The organism is Rhodanobacter sp. UC4438_H5, assembly GCF_052978405.1.
This window is the reverse complement of sequence record NZ_CM129672.1, coordinates 144,590-160,718: the sequence shown is the minus strand read 5'-3', so window position 1 is coordinate 160,718 and position 16,129 is coordinate 144,590. Positions and strand designations below refer to the sequence as shown.

The 16,129-nt window shown below is 69.2% G+C and carries 18 protein-coding genes; 3 read left to right on the top strand and 15 right to left on the bottom strand.

The features are described 5' to 3' along the window. Positions 1–4: 4 nt before the first annotated feature. Complete coding sequence (locus ACVCL9_RS00710; protein ID WP_447097061.1) at positions 5–1,591, bottom strand: proton-conducting transporter transmembrane domain-containing protein; 1,587 nt, start codon at positions 1,589–1,591, stop codon at positions 5–7. Positions 1,592–1,695: 104 nt separating this feature from the next. Here ACVCL9_RS00710 and ACVCL9_RS00705 point away from each other — a divergent pair, with 104 nt between their 5' ends. After that, positions 1,696–2,592, top strand: a complete 897-nt coding sequence (locus ACVCL9_RS00705; protein WP_447097062.1) for a LysR family transcriptional regulator — start codon at positions 1,696–1,698, stop codon at positions 2,590–2,592. A gap of 90 nt (positions 2,593–2,682) precedes the next feature. On the opposite strand, the gene ACVCL9_RS00700 is transcribed toward ACVCL9_RS00705, so the two are convergent. Further along, positions 2,683–3,450: a MipA/OmpV family protein gene (locus tag ACVCL9_RS00700; protein ID WP_447097063.1), complete on the bottom strand. Its 768-nt coding sequence runs from the start codon at positions 3,448–3,450 to the stop codon at positions 2,683–2,685. A gap of 234 nt (positions 3,451–3,684) precedes the next feature. On the opposite strand from ACVCL9_RS00700, the gene ACVCL9_RS00695 reads away from it, so the two are divergent. Then, positions 3,685–4,410: an SDR family NAD(P)-dependent oxidoreductase gene (locus ACVCL9_RS00695; protein WP_395116868.1), complete on the top strand. Its 726-nt coding sequence runs from the start codon at positions 3,685–3,687 to the stop codon at positions 4,408–4,410. Between the two features lie 163 nt (positions 4,411–4,573). Continuing rightward, entirely contained in the window at positions 4,574–5,242 is a 669-nt protein-coding gene (locus tag ACVCL9_RS00690) for an oxidoreductase (RefSeq protein ID WP_447097064.1), read from the top strand. Between the two features lie 74 nt (positions 5,243–5,316). On the opposite strand, the gene folE is transcribed toward ACVCL9_RS00690, so the two are convergent. The 13 genes from folE to ldcA all read right to left on the bottom strand — a co-directional run bounded on the left by folE (position 5,317) and on the right by ldcA (position 16,116). Next, positions 5,317–6,042 carry a GTP cyclohydrolase I gene (gene folE / locus ACVCL9_RS00685; protein ID WP_447097065.1) on the bottom strand — a complete coding sequence of 242 codons (726 nt, stop codon included), beginning with the start codon at positions 6,040–6,042 and terminating at the stop codon, positions 5,317–5,319. A gap of 123 nt (positions 6,043–6,165) precedes the next feature. Then, positions 6,166–7,200 carry a ferrochelatase gene (gene hemH / locus ACVCL9_RS00680; protein ID WP_447097066.1) on the bottom strand — a complete coding sequence of 345 codons (1,035 nt, stop codon included), beginning with the start codon at positions 7,198–7,200 and terminating at the stop codon, positions 6,166–6,168. A gap of 49 nt (positions 7,201–7,249) precedes the next feature. Then, positions 7,250–8,779, bottom strand: a complete 1,530-nt coding sequence (locus tag ACVCL9_RS00675) for a cryptochrome/photolyase family protein (RefSeq protein ID WP_447097067.1) — start codon at positions 8,777–8,779, stop codon at positions 7,250–7,252. Positions 8,780–8,797: 18 nt separating this feature from the next. Next, complete coding sequence (locus ACVCL9_RS00670; protein WP_447097068.1) at positions 8,798–9,559, bottom strand: hypothetical protein; 762 nt, start codon at positions 9,557–9,559, stop codon at positions 8,798–8,800. Further along, positions 9,556–10,134: a lipocalin family protein gene (locus ACVCL9_RS00665; RefSeq protein WP_447097069.1), complete on the bottom strand. Its 579-nt coding sequence runs from the start codon at positions 10,132–10,134 to the stop codon at positions 9,556–9,558. Before ACVCL9_RS00665 ends, ACVCL9_RS00670 begins: the two co-directional genes overlap by 4 nt. A gap of 103 nt (positions 10,135–10,237) precedes the next feature. Then, the gene (locus tag ACVCL9_RS00660) at positions 10,238–10,804 is read right to left on the bottom strand and encodes a cytochrome b (RefSeq protein WP_447097070.1); all 567 of its coding nucleotides are present in this window, start codon (positions 10,802–10,804) and stop codon (positions 10,238–10,240) included. Next, on the bottom strand, positions 10,801–11,910 hold the full coding sequence (locus ACVCL9_RS00655; RefSeq protein WP_447097071.1) for a catalase family peroxidase: 1,110 nt from the start codon (positions 11,908–11,910) through the stop codon (positions 10,801–10,803). Before ACVCL9_RS00655 ends, ACVCL9_RS00660 begins: the two co-directional genes overlap by 4 nt. Before the next feature lie 246 nt (positions 11,911–12,156). Then, positions 12,157–12,678 (bottom strand): phosphatidylglycerophosphatase A family protein, encoded by a 522-nt coding sequence (locus ACVCL9_RS00650; protein ID WP_447097072.1) that lies wholly within the window; start codon positions 12,676–12,678, stop codon positions 12,157–12,159. After that, a complete protein-coding gene (gene thiL, locus ACVCL9_RS00645; RefSeq protein ID WP_395116850.1) occupies positions 12,675–13,643 on the bottom strand; it encodes a thiamine-phosphate kinase in 969 nt (322 codons plus the stop codon). Before thiL ends, ACVCL9_RS00650 begins: the two co-directional genes overlap by 4 nt. A 30-nt stretch (positions 13,644–13,673) precedes the next feature. Beyond that, entirely contained in the window at positions 13,674–14,219 is a 546-nt protein-coding gene (locus tag ACVCL9_RS00640) for a GNAT family N-acetyltransferase (protein WP_395116848.1), read from the bottom strand. Then, complete coding sequence (gene nusB / locus ACVCL9_RS00635; protein WP_447097073.1) at positions 14,219–14,665, bottom strand: transcription antitermination factor NusB; 447 nt, start codon at positions 14,663–14,665, stop codon at positions 14,219–14,221. Before nusB ends, ACVCL9_RS00640 begins: the two co-directional genes overlap by 1 nt. Then, on the bottom strand, positions 14,662–15,126 hold the full coding sequence (ribH, locus tag ACVCL9_RS00630; RefSeq protein ID WP_447097074.1) for a 6,7-dimethyl-8-ribityllumazine synthase: 465 nt from the start codon (positions 15,124–15,126) through the stop codon (positions 14,662–14,664). Before ribH ends, nusB begins: the two co-directional genes overlap by 4 nt. Before the next feature lie 39 nt (positions 15,127–15,165). After that, complete coding sequence (ldcA, locus tag ACVCL9_RS00625) at positions 15,166–16,116, bottom strand: muramoyltetrapeptide carboxypeptidase (protein ID WP_447097075.1); 951 nt, start codon at positions 16,114–16,116, stop codon at positions 15,166–15,168. Positions 16,117–16,129 lie beyond the last annotated feature (13 nt).

Below are 16,129 nucleotides of genomic sequence, written 5' to 3'. Positions count from 1 at the left end.
CTCCTCAGGCGATGGTCCGGGCGTGATGGCGCGCGTCTTCCCGACGCAAGGCACCCACCAGGCGATTGAAGATGGCGTTGACGTAGAGGCCGTTGGCCAGGTGGACGCGTGCCGCCCGCCAGAGCGGCCGCTGGTTCCACAGCACGACCAGGCTTTGCAGCACGGTGACCGCGGTGAACGATGCGATGGCCAGCCCCATGATCAGCAGGCCCGTGCCGTCGGGCCGGGGAATCGCCGGCAGGCTGCCGGCGGTCAGCCGCGTGAAGGCGGTTTCCAGGATGAAATAGGCCAGCGTGGTTCCGGCGGCCCCGAGCAGGGTCTGCACAACCAGGCGGGTAGTAGTGGCCCCTTGCAGTGACGATGCCAGCAGCATGCTGACGCCCATCACCAGGATCGCGCCCAGGGTCAGCACGGCAGGCTCCGCCCGCACGAAGGTTCCGAATACCCAGGCAAACAGCACGTAGATCGCGGTCGCCAGCAACAGGCTCAGCAGGACGGGGCGCAGGCGCGGCCTGGCGAAACGCGGCAGCGTCTCGGTTTCCACCACGCCCCCGGCCGAGAGGAAGGCGTGGGCCTTGTACAGCGAATGGGCGACCAGGTGAAGCAGCGCGATCGCGAACGCGCCGAGCCCGCATTGCAGTGTCATGAAACCCATCTGCGCCACGGTCGAGAAAGCCAGCGATCCTTTCACGCTGGTCTGGGTCAGCATCACCACGCCGCCGAACAAGGCGGTGAAGCCGCCCACGATGGCAACGCCGTGCAGCGTCGGCATCGAGAGCACCATCACGTCGGCAAAGCGGATCAACAGGAATCCACCCGCATTGATGATGCCCGCATGCAACAGGGCCGACACCGGCGTCGGCGTGTCCATCACCTCCGGCAGCCAGCCGTGGGTGGGGAACTGCGCCGACTTCATGAGCGCCGCGACACCCAGCAGCAAGGCCGCCAGCGAGAGTGCGGGCGGCGCGGCGTCGGCGGCGATGGCCTGCGCCCGGGCCAGCACGGTGGCCAGGTCGGTCGTGCCGAACGTGGTCACCAGCAGGGCGGCGGCACCGAGCATGCACGCATCACCGAGGCGGGCGGCGAGGAACTTCTTGCGGGCGGCGATCCTTGCGGGTCGGCGCTCCGGGTAGAACACCAGCAAGCGGTGCAGGGAGAGGCTCATCGCCACCCACGCAACCACCAGCTGCACGAGGTTGCCCGCGAAGACCAGCAGCGTCACGGCTGCCAGCGTCCGGCACAGGCCGGCCATGAAGGCGCCCTGGCGCGGCTCGCCGTCCATGTAGTTGCGGCTGTACTGGACCACGACGACGCCGACGAAGGCGACCAGCAGGAACATGGTGCAACTGATGGCATCCAGCCTGACCGACAAGCCGATGCCATTGTCTCCCAGCAACCCGCTGGTGGCCGGGCCTTCCCACGCGGTCAGCAGGCAGGCCAGCACCGCGAGCACCAGGCAAAACCACGTCGCCAGGCGGCTTGCGAGAAGCATGGCGTGCGGCCGACGAGGTCCCGGCCGTGAAGGAAACAGGGTCGCCAACAACAGGCTGGCGGGGGCAAGCAGAAACAGCGTCGCAAGGGCAGGCAACATCAATCACTCCGCGGTCAGGTGAGCCGCGGCAAGCCTACGCTTCGCGCATCATTCTAAAAAATTCATTTAACGAAACCTGTCGATATACAAAATAGAATGATTGCATGGCCGCACTGAACTACAACCACCTGCGCTACTTCTGGGCAGTCGCCCGCGAGGGAAACCTCACCCGCGCCGCGGAGAAGCTGCTGATCTCGCAGTCGGCGCTGTCGATCCAGATCAGGAAGCTCGAGGGTCAGCTGGGACAGGACCTGTTCGAACGCAGCGGGCGGCAACTCGTGCTGACCGAGGCCGGGCGCATCGCCTTCGACCACGCGGAATCGATCTTCGCCACCGGCGGCGACCTGCTCGCCACGCTCAAGCAGCGCTCCGGCGGCCGGCGTTCGATACTCAGGGTCGGGGCCTTGGCCACGCTGTCGCGCAATTTCCAGATCGGCTTCCTGCGCCCATTGCTGGGACGCCGGAATGTCGAGGTCATCGTTCGCTCGGGGACCACCGCGTTCCTCTTGCAAAGCCTGGAAGCCCATCGGCTGGACGTGGCGCTGGTCAATGTCGCGCCCGCCCGCGATGCGGCCACTCCCTGGGTTTCCCACGCCATTGCCGAACAACCCGTCAGCCTGATCGGAACGCCGAAACGCATCGGCAAGGGCGGCACGCTGAAGACACTGCTGACCAGGCAACCCCTCGTGCTGCCGACGATGGAGAGCAGCGTACGCATCGGATTCGACGCGCTGGTCGAACGCATGGGCTGGAAAGTGCGGGTGGCGGCGGAGATCGACGACATGGCGATGCTGCGACTGATCGCCCGGGAGGACGTCGGCCTGGCGGTGGTTCCGCCGATCGTGGTCAAGGATGAATTGAGCAGCGGCCGCCTGGTGGAGGTTCACCAGTTGCCGCAGCTCAGCGAGACCTTTTTTGCCGTCACCATGAAGCGGCGTTTTCCCAATCCGCTGTTGCGCGAGCTGATCCGTCCACGTACGGCGCTTGAGCTCGCCGATTAGCGCGGGCGTCCGCCGGGCGACCCGAGGGACATCGACCGCCACGCCGTCGTGCATGTGCCGCCATCCGCCGGCAACGGAATCTGTTCGGCCTCAGAAGGCGTAGACGAAACCCGCCAGCACGGTGCTTGCCGAGGAGCGCTCCACCAGCGGACTGTCGGTGATCGCGCGAGGCAGCCGCTGGTACTTCAGGGCACTCCAGAACGTCCAGCGGCGACCCATCGGAGCCACCGCGCCGAGGCTGGCTTCCGGCACCAGCACGCCGGGAACGGCATAGGGCCCCGGTGCGCCGTTGGCTGCCTCGGAGGGGCGGATGCCGTAGTAGTAGTCGGCGAGCCGGGGCGACCACCAGCGCACACCCAGGCCGGGCGTGACGCGCCATTTGCCGAACCGCAGCGGGTAGCCGTACTGCATGGCGAGCTCTTGCCCGCGGCTTCGCGACAAGGCATCGGTCAGCACGGTCAGCTGCAGGTTTCCCAGCCTGCCGGAGCGGGTCAACACGGCGCCGACATCCATGCTCCGGCGCCGGTCCCGAAGACCGTCCAGGGGAATGTCGTCGGCATCGAATCCGTCGAGCCGTGCCTGCGCCACCAGGTCCAGCCGCCAGTCGTCGCGTTGCCAGGCATGCCAGCCGAGTTGCAGGCCGCGCAGGAAGGCGTGCTCGCCTTCGTAAGCCGCCGCGGGAACCACCAGCTGGCGACGGGAGGAACCGGCATAGCCACCGTTGCTGACCAGCGCGATGGCACCGGCTTGCCAGCCTCGCTGTACCCGGCGCGAGGCCGTCTCCCCGGCGGCGAAGGCCTCCGAGCAGCACGCGCAGAGCAACCCGGCAACAACGATCCAGAGGAAGGGGGGAAGCATGGGTCGGCACTCCGGTCGGATGGGGAAGGCAACGCTCGCCTGCAGACGTTGCCACGCAGAAGGGCATATCCATCCATACGGAGCGCGTCCACCGGCGGATGCGCATTCACCGGCGATGAAGGACGTCCGCGACGCTGATCGTTCCCCGTGCTTCTCCGCCGGCGCTGCCGAAAGCCTTGCATCCATTCGCACCGGATCTCCGTACCTGTAATCAGGCACCCACAGGCTCTGGCCATGTCCTCATCCATACTCATCTACGGCGCCACCGGCGGCGTCGGCGCATGCCTGGCCCGGCTACTCGCCGATACGGGATCGCAGTTGCACCTGGTGGCGCGCCATGAGGAGACGTTGCGACCATTGGCGCAATCCCTGGGGGCGACATGGACGGTGGCCGACGTACTGGATGAAGCATCCTTTGCGGCGGTGACCGAGGCTGCGCCCGCGAGCCTCGACGGCCTGGTCTATGCGGTCGGCAACATCGCGGTGAAGCCGATCTCGCGCGTCTCCGAAGCTGACCTGGCCCACGATTACCGGCTGAACGCGATCGGCGCCGCGCTGGCCGTCCGGGCGGCCCTGCCGTCGCTGCGCAAAAGCACCACCGGTGCGTCCGTGGTGCTGTTTTCCTCCGTAGCAGCATCGCGCGGCTTTCCGTCGCATGCGTCCATCGCCATGGCCAAGGCGGCGGTAGAGGGTCTGACCCGGTCGCTTGCCGCCGAACTGGCACCCGCGGTGCGGGTCAACGCGATTGCGCCATCGCTCATCCGGACGCCGCTGGCCGCACGCATGGTGGCCAACCCGAAGCTTCGCGAGGCGTTCGCCGCCGCCCATCCCCTGGGCCGCCTGGGAGAACCCGAAGACATCGCCCAACTTGCTGCCCACCTGCTCTGGCCACGCTCCGGCTGGATGACCGGGCAAGTGATCGGCGTGGATGGCGGGCGCGCGGCCATCGCCGGAAAGTGACCGGAGCAGGCAGCGCAATGCGCAGCAATCGCGAGTTGCCTGGCAAGCCTGGCGTGCACCCTCGCCGCGGTGTCCACGGGTGCGGAAGATGGGCACGCGGGCCGGCCGGGGTGGAATACTGGTCCAGGCGCTGTCGATGGCGGGCCTGCCCGGGAGGTCACCCATGAAGATACTGCTGGTCGGAGCGAGCGGACTGGTCGGACAAGGCGTCCTCAAGGTGCTGCTGCAGGACGCCGAGCGGCCCGGGGTGACGTTGCTGGTCCGCCGCCGGTCGCCAGACGTGCCGCAGGGAGTGCGCGTGCTGCAAGTACCGGAACTCCGCGACAAGGCACTGGAAGGACTCGACCTTGGCGGCATCGATGCCTGCCTGTACTGCGCCGGGCCATTGCCCCTGCTTCTCTCGGAAGCGGCCTATCGCGAGGCGACGGTGGCCACCCTCGAGTGTGTGTCGCGGGCCTTTGCGCGCGCCAATCCGCGAGGACGGATGATCTATGTCTCCGGCGCCGGCGCCGACATCCGCAGCCGCTTGATGCCGTTGCGGATCAAGGGCGAGGCCGAGCAGGTGCCCGGCCGCTTCGCGCTGGCCACCACGGTACTGCGGCCCGGTGCCATCTGCCCCGTGCAGGGCGAGCGGTCTCCGCATCGCGCGCGGCGGGCACTCTATGCGCTGGCCGGTCCCGTGCTGTCCGTGGCGGTGCGCCTGATGCCCGGCAGCTTCACCACGAGCGCGGCCGTGGGAAGGTGCATGCTGGCCATGGCGAGGGCCGAGACCTCAGGGACCGGGATGGTCGTGGTCGAGAACAGGCAGATCAACACATTCGCCGCGCCCTGATCGGGTCCGGGGTGGTTTGCGCGGAGCGCCCGGCAAGTTTCGTGCAGCCGGGCGGCCATGCACGACGGCGAGGCTCAAGCCCTGCGCTCGGCCAACAGGCTCAGGAATTCCTTCCGCAACGAGGTGTCCTCGAGGAAGGATCCGCGCATCACGCTGTTCACCATCCTGGCACCATCGTCTTTCACGCCGCGCCAGTGCATGCAGTAGTGGTCCGCCTCCAGCACCACGGCGAGGCCGTCGGGCCGCAGGCGTGTTTCGAGCAGGTCGGCGATCTGCACCACCGCTTCCTCCTGGATCTGCGGCCGGCTCATCACCCAGTCGATCAGTCGCGCGTACTTGGACAAGCCGATCAGGTTGGATGCGGCATGGGGCATCACGCCCACCCACACGCGCCCCATGATCGGGCACAGGTGGTGCGAGCAGGCGCTGCGCACGCGCATCGGCCCGACGATCATCAGCTCGTTCAGATGCTGCACGTTGGGAAACTCGGTGACCTCGGGCGCGGCCCGATAGCGGCCCGCGAAGACCTCGCGCACGAACATCTTGGCCAGCCGCTTTGCGGTCTCGCGGGTGTTGTGGTCGTGCTCGACGTCGATCACCAGGGCGCGCAGCAGCGCGTCCGCCTTGTCGGCCACCTCCCGTTGCAGTTCGTCCAGCTCGCCGGGCCGGATGAACTCCGCCACGTTGTCGTTGGCGTGGAACCGTGCGCCGGCCTCGCGCAGGCGGTGGCGGATGCGGTCCGAGATGGCGGTGGCATCGGCATGGCGAATGGATGCCACATCGGAGGGTGCTGTTTGCATGATCAGGCCTTTGGCAGCGGCGGATGGCGTCGTGCGCTGTCGAACCCGAATGCCCGGCATGCACCATCAGCTCATACGCAGCACCGGGCCATCCGGATGCATGCTTGCCGTCCATCGACGGATTCAGGCGGCCAGGGGTTTGCCCGAAGGCTGTCGGGAGAGCGCCGCGACGGCATCGACCCACTGTGGCTGGTCATTGAGGCACGGGATCAGGGTGAGCTCCTCGCCGCCGGCGGCGAGGAAGGTTTCGCGTCCGCGGATCCCGATCTCCTCCAGGGTCTCGATGCAATCGGCCACGAACGCCGGGCAGGCCACGAGCAATCGGCGTACGCCCTGCGCAGCCAGCTCCTTGAGCACGACGTCGGTATGCGGTTCGATCCACTTCGCGCGGCCCAGCCGCGACTGGAACGCCAGCGACCAGCGCTCGTGCGGGACGCCGAGTGCGGCGGTCAGGCGCTCGCTGGTGCGCACGCATTGGGCGCGATAGCAGCGCTCCAGCACGTTTGCCGGAGGCTCTAGGCAGCACGACGGACCGCACAGGCAGTGCCGGCCGGTCGGGTCCGCCTTGCGGATGTGACGCTCGGGCAGGCCGTGATAGCTCAGCAGCAGATGGTCGTGCGGCTGCGCCAGATAGGGCCGCATGCTGGCGCCGAGCGCGGACAGGTACTCCGGCCGGTCATGGAACGGCGCAACCAGATCCAGCTGCAGCCGCAGGCGATGGCGCTGCAGGGTCTGCCGCGCCTCTTCCAGGACCGTGGTGACGGTGCTGTCGGCAAACTGCGGATACAGCGGCAGCAGGGTCGCGCGTTGGATGCCGCGGCGGGCGAGGTCGCACAGCACCTTCTCGATGGAGGGTTCGCCGTAGCGCATCGCCAGTTCCACCGGCGCGCCGTGCCAGCGTTCGGCCACCCGCGCCTGCAGGCGTCGACCGATCACCAGCAGCGGCGAGCCTTCGTCCCACCAGATCGAGCGATAGGCCGCGGCCGATGCCGCCGGACGCGTGCGCAACACCAGCGAGACGATCAGCCGGCGCAGCGGCCACGGCACGTCGATGACGTGGCGATCCATCAGGAACTGGTCGAGATAACGCCGCACGTCGGCGACGTCGGTGGAGGGCGTGGAGCCGAGGTTCACCAGGATCAGGGCTTGGTCGGGCATCGATGGTTTTCCGGTGGAGGCAGGAAGCGGGTGCGAGGTGCGTTGCCGGTCACAAGGCGTCGAGATCGCCGAGCACGGCCTCGGCCCGCCGCTGCACTTCGGCGCGTTGCGTGGACGGCATGCGCTCGAGCTGGCGCAGGGCCATGCCGAGGCGCGGATGGGATGCCAGTGCGCGGTGATGGCGTGCCAGGAAATCCCAGTACAACGCGTTGAACGGACAGGCGCGTTCGCCGGTGCGCTGATCGTGCCGGTAGCGGCAGCCGGCGCAGTAATCGCTCATCCTGTGGATGTAGTTCGCCGACGAAACGTAGGGCTTGGTGGCCAGCAGGCCACCATCGGCGAACTGGCTCATGCCCAGCGTGTTGGGCAACTCCACCCACTCGAAGGCATCGACGTAGATGCCGAGATACCAGCGGTGCACCTGTCCGGGGTCCAGGCCGGCCAGCAGCGCGAAGTTGCCGATCACCATCAACCGCTGGATGTGGTGCGCGTGGGCATGCTCCAGCGACTGCGTGATGGCCTGGTGCAGGCAGTTCATGCCGGTGGCGCCGGTCCAGAACCAGGCCGGCAGATCGCGCCGGTGGCCGAAGAAGTTGGCCTCGGCATATGCGGGCATGCGCGCCCAGTACACGCCGCGCACGTACTCGCGCCAGCCGAGGATCTGGCGGATGAAACCCTCGACCGCCGCCAGCGGCGCGCGACCCTCGCGCCAGCACGCTTCGGCGCGTTCGATCACCTCGCCTGGCGAAAGCATCTTGACGTTGAGCGCGAACGAGATCAGCGAATGGAACAGGCGCGGCGCCTGCGTGCTCATCGCGTCCTGGTAGTCGCCGAAATCGGCGAGCCCGTCGCGCAGGAAGGCATCGAGCTGGCGCAGCGCCTCGTCCCGGTTGAGCGGCCAGCGAAACGCTCCGGCTTCGGGCGCCCCGAAGCTTTGCACGCCGGCGGCCGCGATGCGCCGCCACAGCGCGCGGTGGTCGTGCGACGGTCGCGCATCGGCCGGTTCGGACGGCGCGCCTGGCCAGCGCCTGCGATTGTCGGCATCGAAGTTCCATCGGCCGCCCACCGGCCGCCCCTGCATGTCCAGCAACACGCGGTGCTTCGCGCGCATGTGCCGGTAGAACAGCTCCATCTTCCAGCGCCGTCGACCGGCAAAGAATGTCGCGACGTCGTCGCGGCGGGTCAGGAAGTGCTCGCTGTCCACCTTCCGTGCGGGGATGCGCAAGTGCTGCGCGTACTCCGCCAGCTGCCGGTCCAGGCGCCACTCGTCCGGTGCCTGGTACTCGAACGTGCGCACGCGGTACTCCCGGATCAGCTGGTCGAGGTTGGCGGTGATCGACTGACGGTTGGCGACGTCGTCGATCGCGAAGTAGCGCACGCGATGGCCGCTCGCCTCCAGCCCGCGGGCGAAGTCGCGCATGGCGGCGAAGATCGCCAGGATCTTCTGCGCGTGGTGGAGGGCGTAATCCGTTTCCTGGCGGACTTCCATCAGCACGTAAAGCACGTCGGGATCGCTGGCCGCGAACCAGGAATGTCCGGGGTCGAGCTGGTCTCCCAGCAGCAGACGCAGCATGGTCATGGGGCGTGGCCGTCCGGTTCAGCGCGCCGTGGGCGAAGTCGCCGCCCGGCGCTGGCGCAGCGTCGAGACCAGCGACACCAGGAGCACCGCCACGGCCAGCAGCAGGGCCACGCTGGCGGCCGCATCCGCGCCGGCCAGGCCGGCGCTGCGCTGTTTCACGCATACCCCCAGCAGGCCCCACAGCGCCGCCAGCGCATACCAGGGATTGCCGCGCATGCGCACGATCATGGTCAGTACCAGCGCCGCCGCCAGCGCGAACAGCACCAGCGTCCACGCCAGCATGTCCGCCACCGGCAACAGGCGGAACGCCACGATCACCTGGGCCAGGTTGAGGAACACCGCCAGCGACACCCAGCCGGCGTGCAGCGACAGCGGGATCCACTGCCACCACGGCCCGCGCGCGTGGCCGGCGGTGTGCGACGCCTGCCAGGCGGCTGCGAGCAGGCACGCCAGGCTGGCCCAGATGACGAACAGCGCGAGCCAGAACCACTGCTGCGAGAACACGATCATCCATGCCGAGGTCAGCGCGAAGCCGGCCGCCGTCAACCCCCGGATGCGGCGCAGCGCCGCCGTGGCGTGCCGCTCGAACAGCTGTCGCGTGCCGAAGATCGCGTCCAGCACGAAGATCGGCCCCCAGATGGCGAACGCGTAGCCGGCGGCCACGATCAGGGTGGGATAGCGATCCGAGATTTCGCCATTGGTCGGCCCGAACGCGCCGGTGTTGGACAGCCAGGCGACGACGGGCATCGCCCAGGCGAGAAAGGCGACGAGGTATTTCACGGGCATTCTCCAGCAAAGCGATCGCGGTCTGCGCCAAGCTCGGGCCAGCGCTGGGGCACCCGGCGGATCGCGGTCGGGTCATACCCCATGGCGGACGCCCGATCGAGCATGGCGGCGTAGTCGGCCTCCGACACGGTGGGCGTACGGGAAAGGAACCAGAGATAGTCGCGCGCATCGCGCACCACCATCGCCTGGGTGCCGTCGGCCTTCAGCCAGCCGACCAGATACCGGGCGCTCAGGAAGGCGAAGAAGCGTACGCGCCATTCGCCATGGCCGCTGCCCTCGACCACGCTCGCAGTCGACTTGAACAGCCTTGCCGGCGCGTCGAAACCCCCGTGGCGCTGGCGCAGCCAGATGCAGAGTGAGCCGTCGTCGTTGCGCCGGAAGGTTTCCACCGCGTTGTAGCTGTCGCGCTCGAAACGGGGCGTGATGGCAGCGAGGACATGCCAGCGCCCCAGGTAGCGACCCACATCCGCGGTGTGCACCGGCCGGATCGGGTCGAACTGACGCGCACGCGCCGCCGGCGTGGGCAGCACCCACACGGCGAGGAGCGTCAGGATGAGCAAGCGTTTCACCCGGGGCAACCTCGTCTGCTGCGATCAGGACCGCTACATGCAGCTCATACGGCGCACGTTCGCATTTGGATGCCCTGTCGCCACCAGGCGCGGCGTCGGCGGCCTAGGAGCCGATATCGCTCCGGTGCCGCCCCGCTCCCCTTGCCATGCTGGCGAACACGCCATCGCGGCGTATCCAGGCGTGGTACAGCGCCGCCGCCAGATGCATGAGCACGACGGCGAACAGCAGCAGCGCCAGCCAGGTATGGGCCGTGCGCAGCACGGCGTACACCGTCGGGTCGTGCGGTGCGATCGCCGGCAGGCTGACCCCGCCGGGCATGGTCACCGGATAGCCGCCAGCCGAGACCATGGCCCAGCCCACCAGCGGCATGGCGAACATCAAGGCGTACAGCAGGATGTGCGAGGCCCCGGCTGCAGCCTTCTGGATGGCCGGCAGGTCGGCCGGCAACGCCGGTGGCGGATGGCGCAGGCGATTGGCCAGGCGCACCACCGCCAGCAGGAGGATCGCGATGCCCAGCGGGCGATGCAGGCTCACCAGGGCGGGACGCAGGCTCAGCGAGGCGACCATGCCGACGCCGACGAAGAGCATCGCCAGGATCGCCAGCGCCATCGTCCAGTGCAGCACGCGGGCGAGCAGGTTGAAATGGGCGGAGCTGCCGGCGCGGTTCATCGGTCCGACTCCGGTGTCGCGGCGTGGCCGGTGGCGGCGCCGGCCTCGCCGCTGGCGATGTCGTGCTCGCGGCGGTTGAACGACACCGAATAGACGGCCGAACGCGCCGCCAGGATCGGATCGTCGGAAGCCTCCACGCCGGTGGGCAGCACCAGCGGATCGTAGTTGATGTCGCGGCAGGCGCCGGTGGCCTGCGCGCTGCTGCTCTCCACCACCACGGTGCCGACCGTGACCCGCGGGCGATCCTCCGGCCAGCTCTGCGAGGGGTTCACCGGATCGTCGGCTTGCGCCAGCGTCACCACCATGTCCCAGCGCAGTTCGCCCTTCGCCAGACGCGCCGCAAGATCCTCGGCCAGGTAATCGGCATCGGCCTGCTCGCGTTGTTCCGGCGTCATCCCGGCAAACGGGGTTTGCGGCTGCATCGACCAGCGCACGTTGCGCACGTTGCCGGCGCGGTTGACGAAGCGGAAGGTGTCGACGCCGTTGAACGTGGTGTTCGCCCAACTGGTGGACCACGGCGCGTGGGCGGCCCAATCGGCGAAGCGGGCGAATTCCGGATGCGCCTTGGCAAACGCCGCCTGGCGCGCCGGATCGGGCTTGCCGGTGGCCGGATCGGGCGTGTTGGCGCGGGTCTGCTCATAGAAGGCCTCGACCGAGGACACGCCGAAGAACGGAAAGCTGTTCATCGCCATGCGCCATTGCTGGCCGTCGCCGCCGTCGAGCTTCAGCGCCATGCTGCGCACGCGCGCCTTGGCGTCCAGGCCGTAGGGCGAGCCGCCGCCGATCGACAACCTGCCGACGAACGGCGTGCGCACCGGCGCGAACAATCGCGCGCTCGACAGCGCCGTTCCCTGCCCGTTGCCCTCGAAGTAGCCGGCCACGCAGACGCCCTTGGCGTGAGCCCGGCGAAACCCGCGCCAGACCTGGCCGTTGGCGGTTTCGATCGCGTTGGTGAAACGTTGCGACGTGAGACGGCTGGAACCCAGCCAGCCGCCGACCCATGCGAACGCAAGGGCGACGGCGGCGACGATCAGCGCGATGGCAAGCCATGCCAAGGTCGCACGCCGACGGCTGGCGGGAATGGCGGCGGGATCGGAATCAAGCATGGAGCCTCCGGTCAATGGAGATGAAACGAGGGTGCCTGGTTCCTTTCGCTGGTACGACGGCCGCGGTTACCCCGATGCGCCGCCGGCGCCGGCCGGAGACGCCGCGTACGCGTCCGGCGCCTGCTGCCGCGACTGCCCCTGATCGACCATCGACGCCGGCTAACCGCCGTGCCGGAGCATTGCTTCGTCCCATGCGCACGCGGTTGTGCATCCCGGCCCGGGCCGAATGCCCGAGGCCGGCGGGACTCAGGCCAGGATGCGCAGCAGCGCGGCCAGCGCGATCGCGGCGAACACGCCGGCGATCACGTCGTCGATCATGACGCCGAAACCGCCCTTCACGCGCCGGTCCAGCCAGCGGATCGGCCATGGCTTCCAGACGTCGAACAGGCGGAACAGCGCGAAACCGGCCACCGGCATCCACCACGCGAGGCCATCGGCGGGAAGCAGCACGCCCAGCAGCGGCAGCAGCGCCAGCCACTGGCCGATGAACTCGTCCCAGACCAGGCTGCGATGATCGTCCACGCCCAGCGCGCGGCCGGCGATGTCGCAGGCACGCACGCCGACCGCGAAGCCCGTCAGCAGCACCAGCACGTAGCCCCACGCGGGCAGGCCGCGCAGGACCAGCCACGGCAGCAGCGCGGCCAGCGAACCGAACGTGCCCTGCGCCAGCGGCGCCAGGCCGGAACCAAACCCGCAGGCGAGCCAGCCCCACGGCGTGGCCAGCAGGGCACGCCTTTGCGTGGCGCTCAGGCGCTTTCTGTCATTCACGCGAAATGCTCCCAGCCCGGCGTGCCGGGCTCCATCCAGCCACCGTCGTGACCACGTACGCGCACCCCGGTGCCGGCCACGATCCGGCCGATGCGAGTGGCACCGCAGCCGAGCCGCGACAGGTCGGCCTGCACCTGGCTCAACCGATCGGGCGGCACGCAGAAGCACAACTCGTAATCGTCGCCGCCGCCCAGCGCAAAGTGCAGCGCGGTGGCGTCGTCGTAGAGGCCCAAGAGCGCCGACGAGCGCGGCAGCAGCGCGGCGTCGATCTCGGCTCCCACGCCGCTGGCGGCGCAGATGTGGCCCAGGTCGGCGAGCAGGCCGTCGGAAACGTCGACGCAGGCATGCGCCTGCCCACGCAGCGCGACACCGGCGGCCAGCCGCGGCGTCGGCCGGTTCAGCCGTTCGACGAGGTAGTCGCGCAACTGGCCGCGATCATCCTCCTCGCGGCGCCATTGCTGCAGCACGTTCAGGCCGGCGGCGGCATCGCCCAGCGTGCCGGTGACCAGCACCGCGTCGCCCACGCGCGCACCGGCCCGGGTCAGCGCCTTGCCCGGCGGCACGAAGCCGTGCACCGCGACGCTCACGGTCAGCGGGCCGCGCGTGGTATCGCCACCGACCAGCGCCAGCCGGTGCACAGCGGCCAGCCGCGAAAATCCGTCGACGAAGCCTTCTACGAAGGCGCGATCCGCCTGCGGCAGGGTCAGCCCCAGCAGCGCCCAGGCCGGCGTGGCACCCATCGCCGCCAGGTCGGAGAGGTTCACCGCCAGCGCCTTCCAGCCGATGTCGGCCGGATCGGTACCGCGCGGAAAATGCACGCCTTCGACCAGCGTGTCGATCGCCACCGCCAGCTCCTGCCCGGCGGGCACGGCGAGCACGGCCGCGTCGTCGCCGATGCCCAGCCGCACGTCGTCGCGCGCCTGCACGGTGCGCTGCCGGATCAGCTCGATCAGGTCGAATTCCATCAGCGTCGCTCGCCTCTGTTGCCGGGCCCGTCAGCGCGTGAACAGCAGCACCGGGTCGCCCATGTAGGTGGTCTGCTGGCGCAGCGCAAAGCCGGCCTTTTCGGCAAGGCGGATCGAGGCGGCGTTGTCCGGATCGATGATGCATACCGCGGTGTGGTCGCCCAGATGCGCCTGGCCCCAGGCCAGCACCGCCGCCAGCGCTTCGCTGGCGTAACCCTTGCCGTGACTGTCCGCGGCCAGCACCCAGCCGAGTTCGGGCATGCCTTCGAGCGAGGGTTCGATCTCGCGCCGGAAATCGGCGTAGCCGATGTCGCCGATGCAGCGACCGCTGGATTTCTCCTCGATCGCCCAGTAGCCGTAGCCGAGCACGCACCACAGGCCCGGATAGCGCAGCAGCCGCAACCAGGCTTCCTGCCGCGTGGACGGGCGACCGCCGATGTAACGCACCACGACCGGATCGGACCAGATCGCCAGCAGGGCGTCGTGGTCGTCGGCGCGATGGCCGCGCAGGCGCAGGCGCGCGGTTTCGAGCGGAGGCACCGGATCGATGCCCGCAGGCACGACGGCGGGCTGCATCAAGCGCCCTTCTCGAGCGCGCGCAACTCGGCGGCCAGCTTGTCCAGCACGCCGTTGACGTAGCTGTGACCGTGATCGGCGCCGAAGCGCTTGGTCACTTCGATCGCCTCGTTCAGCACCACGCGGTAAGGCACGTCGGGCCGATGCTTCAGTTCGTAGGCGGCCAGCCGCAGCGCGGCGCGTTCGATCGGATCGACCTGCGCCACCTCGCGATCCAGGTGCGGACGCAGGCAGGCATCGAGCTCGTCGACGTGCTGCTCGACGCCGTGCAGCAGGTCCTCGAAATACTCCAGGTCGGCCACTTCCATGTCCTGTTCGTGGCGGAACTGCTCGATCACCGCATTCATGTGGCTGCCGCTGAGCTGCCATGCGTACAGCGCCTGCAAAGCACGGCGGCGTGCCCGCGAGCGCGCCTGCAGGTCGAGGCCGTGGACGCGCGCGCTCATCCGAGTTTCCGGTAGAGGTTGGCCATCTCCAGCGCCGCCAAGGCGGCGTCGGCGCCCTTGTTGCCGGCCTTGGTGCCGGCGCGCTCGATCGCCTGTTCGATGGAGTCGGTGGTGAGCACGCCGAACGCCACCGGCACGCCGGAGCCGAGCGCGGCCGAGGCCAGGCCCTTGGCGCATTCGCCGGCGACGAAATCGAAATGGGGGGTGGCGCCGCGGATCACCGCGCCGAGCGCGATCACCGCCGCGTACTCACCCGAATGCGCCAGCTTGTGCGCGACCAGCGCGATTTCCCAGGCGCCGGGCACGCGCACCAGCTCGATCGCGTCATCCGCCACGCCATGGCGCAGCAGCGCGTCGCGGGCGCCGGCAACCAGCGGCTCGACCACGAAACCGTTGAAGCGTCCGGCGACGATGGCAAAGCGGCCGTGGGGCGTGGCGAAATCGCCTTCGATGGTCTTCATGGTCTGTTCCTGGGAGCAAGCCCGTGCGGGCCGGCCATTTTACGGCTTTTCGGGCGGGCCGGCCGGGTTGGCGCAATCGAGGTGGGGATAGCCGCCGATTTCCAGCCGCGCGCGGCCGTCCTCGACGCGCAGGCGCGCAGGCGCGCCGAACGGCAACGTGAGCTGTTCGGCGCCATGGCCGTGCGGCAGGCCGTCGACCAGCGGCACGCCGGCCACGGCGCGGATCTGGGCGAACGCGTCGCGCAATTCGTAGCCGTTGTCGCGATGGCCGGGCGCGCACTGGCTGAAGCCACCCAGCAGCAACGCCTGCTGCCGCCCCAGCACGCCGGACAGATGCAGTTGGTACAACATGCGCTCCACCCGGTACGGCGCCTCGCCGACGTCCTCGACGAACAGGATGCCGTCGTCGATGACGGGGAAGTACGGCGTGCCGAGCAGGCTGCACAGCATCGCCAGGTTGCCGCCCCACAGCGGGCCGTGCAGGTCGAGCCCGGCGCGGGCGAAAGTCGCCCAGGACACCTGCGCCGTCGGCGCGGTCAGCGTGGCCCAGAACTGGCGCCAGCTGAAGTCATCCGGCACCTCGGCGCCGAGGTCGGCCAGCAGCGGGCCACTGAACGTGCACAGGCCGCTCTTCGCATGCAGGGCCAGTTGCAGCGCGGTGAAATCGCTGTGGCCGACCAGCGCGATCGGTGCGCCGTGCAGGCGCTCGCGCAGCGCAGGGTAGTCGAGCTGCGGCAACAAGCGCGCCGCGCCGTAGCCACCGCGCGTGGTCAGCGCGATGTCCGGCAGCACCGCCGCCGTCGCCAGCGCGTTGATGTCGGCCGCCCGATCGGCGTCGCTGCCGGCGAAACGCTGCGCGAAACGCGCCAGCACCTCCTCGCCGTCGACCGTGCAGCCCGCCTCGCGCAGGCGCGCCACGCCGCGCGCCATGGCGACAGGATCATGCGCATGGCCCGAGGGGGCGATCAGGCGGATGTGGGCGGGATGCATCGCAAGCTCTCGG

Excerpts from the sequence above, each read along its gene's own strand:
- ACVCL9_RS00705 (WP_447097062.1), top strand. The coding sequence starts at position 1,696 with ATGGCCGCACTGAACTACAACCACCTGCGCTACTTCTGGGCAGTCGCC.
- ACVCL9_RS00655 (WP_447097071.1), bottom strand. The coding sequence starts at position 11,910 with ATGCTTGATTCCGATCCCGCCGCCATTCCCGCCAGCCGTCGGCGTGCG.
- ACVCL9_RS00700 (WP_447097063.1), bottom strand. The coding sequence starts at position 3,450 with ATGCTTCCCCCCTTCCTCTGGATCGTTGTTGCCGGGTTGCTCTGCGCG.
- ACVCL9_RS00675 (WP_447097067.1), bottom strand. The coding sequence starts at position 8,779 with ATGACCATGCTGCGTCTGCTGCTGGGAGACCAGCTCGACCCCGGACAT.
- thiL (WP_395116850.1), bottom strand. The coding sequence starts at position 13,643 with ATGGAATTCGACCTGATCGAGCTGATCCGGCAGCGCACCGTGCAGGCG.
- ACVCL9_RS00660 (WP_447097070.1), bottom strand. The coding sequence starts at position 10,804 with ATGAACCGCGCCGGCAGCTCCGCCCATTTCAACCTGCTCGCCCGCGTG.
- nusB (WP_447097073.1), bottom strand. The coding sequence starts at position 14,665 with ATGAGCGCGCGCGTCCACGGCCTCGACCTGCAGGCGCGCTCGCGGGCA.
- ACVCL9_RS00710 (WP_447097061.1), bottom strand. The coding sequence starts at position 1,591 with ATGTTGCCTGCCCTTGCGACGCTGTTTCTGCTTGCCCCCGCCAGCCTG.
- hemH (WP_447097066.1), bottom strand. The coding sequence starts at position 7,200 with ATGCCCGACCAAGCCCTGATCCTGGTGAACCTCGGCTCCACGCCCTCC.
- ldcA (WP_447097075.1), bottom strand. The coding sequence starts at position 16,116 with ATGCATCCCGCCCACATCCGCCTGATCGCCCCCTCGGGCCATGCGCAT.
- ribH (WP_447097074.1), bottom strand. The coding sequence starts at position 15,126 with ATGAAGACCATCGAAGGCGATTTCGCCACGCCCCACGGCCGCTTTGCC.
- ACVCL9_RS00690 (WP_447097064.1), top strand. The coding sequence starts at position 4,574 with ATGAAGATACTGCTGGTCGGAGCGAGCGGACTGGTCGGACAAGGCGTC.
- folE (WP_447097065.1), bottom strand. The coding sequence starts at position 6,042 with ATGCAAACAGCACCCTCCGATGTGGCATCCATTCGCCATGCCGATGCC.
- ACVCL9_RS00640 (WP_395116848.1), bottom strand. The coding sequence starts at position 14,219 with ATGCAGCCCGCCGTCGTGCCTGCGGGCATCGATCCGGTGCCTCCGCTC.
- ACVCL9_RS00695 (WP_395116868.1), top strand. The coding sequence starts at position 3,685 with ATGTCCTCATCCATACTCATCTACGGCGCCACCGGCGGCGTCGGCGCA.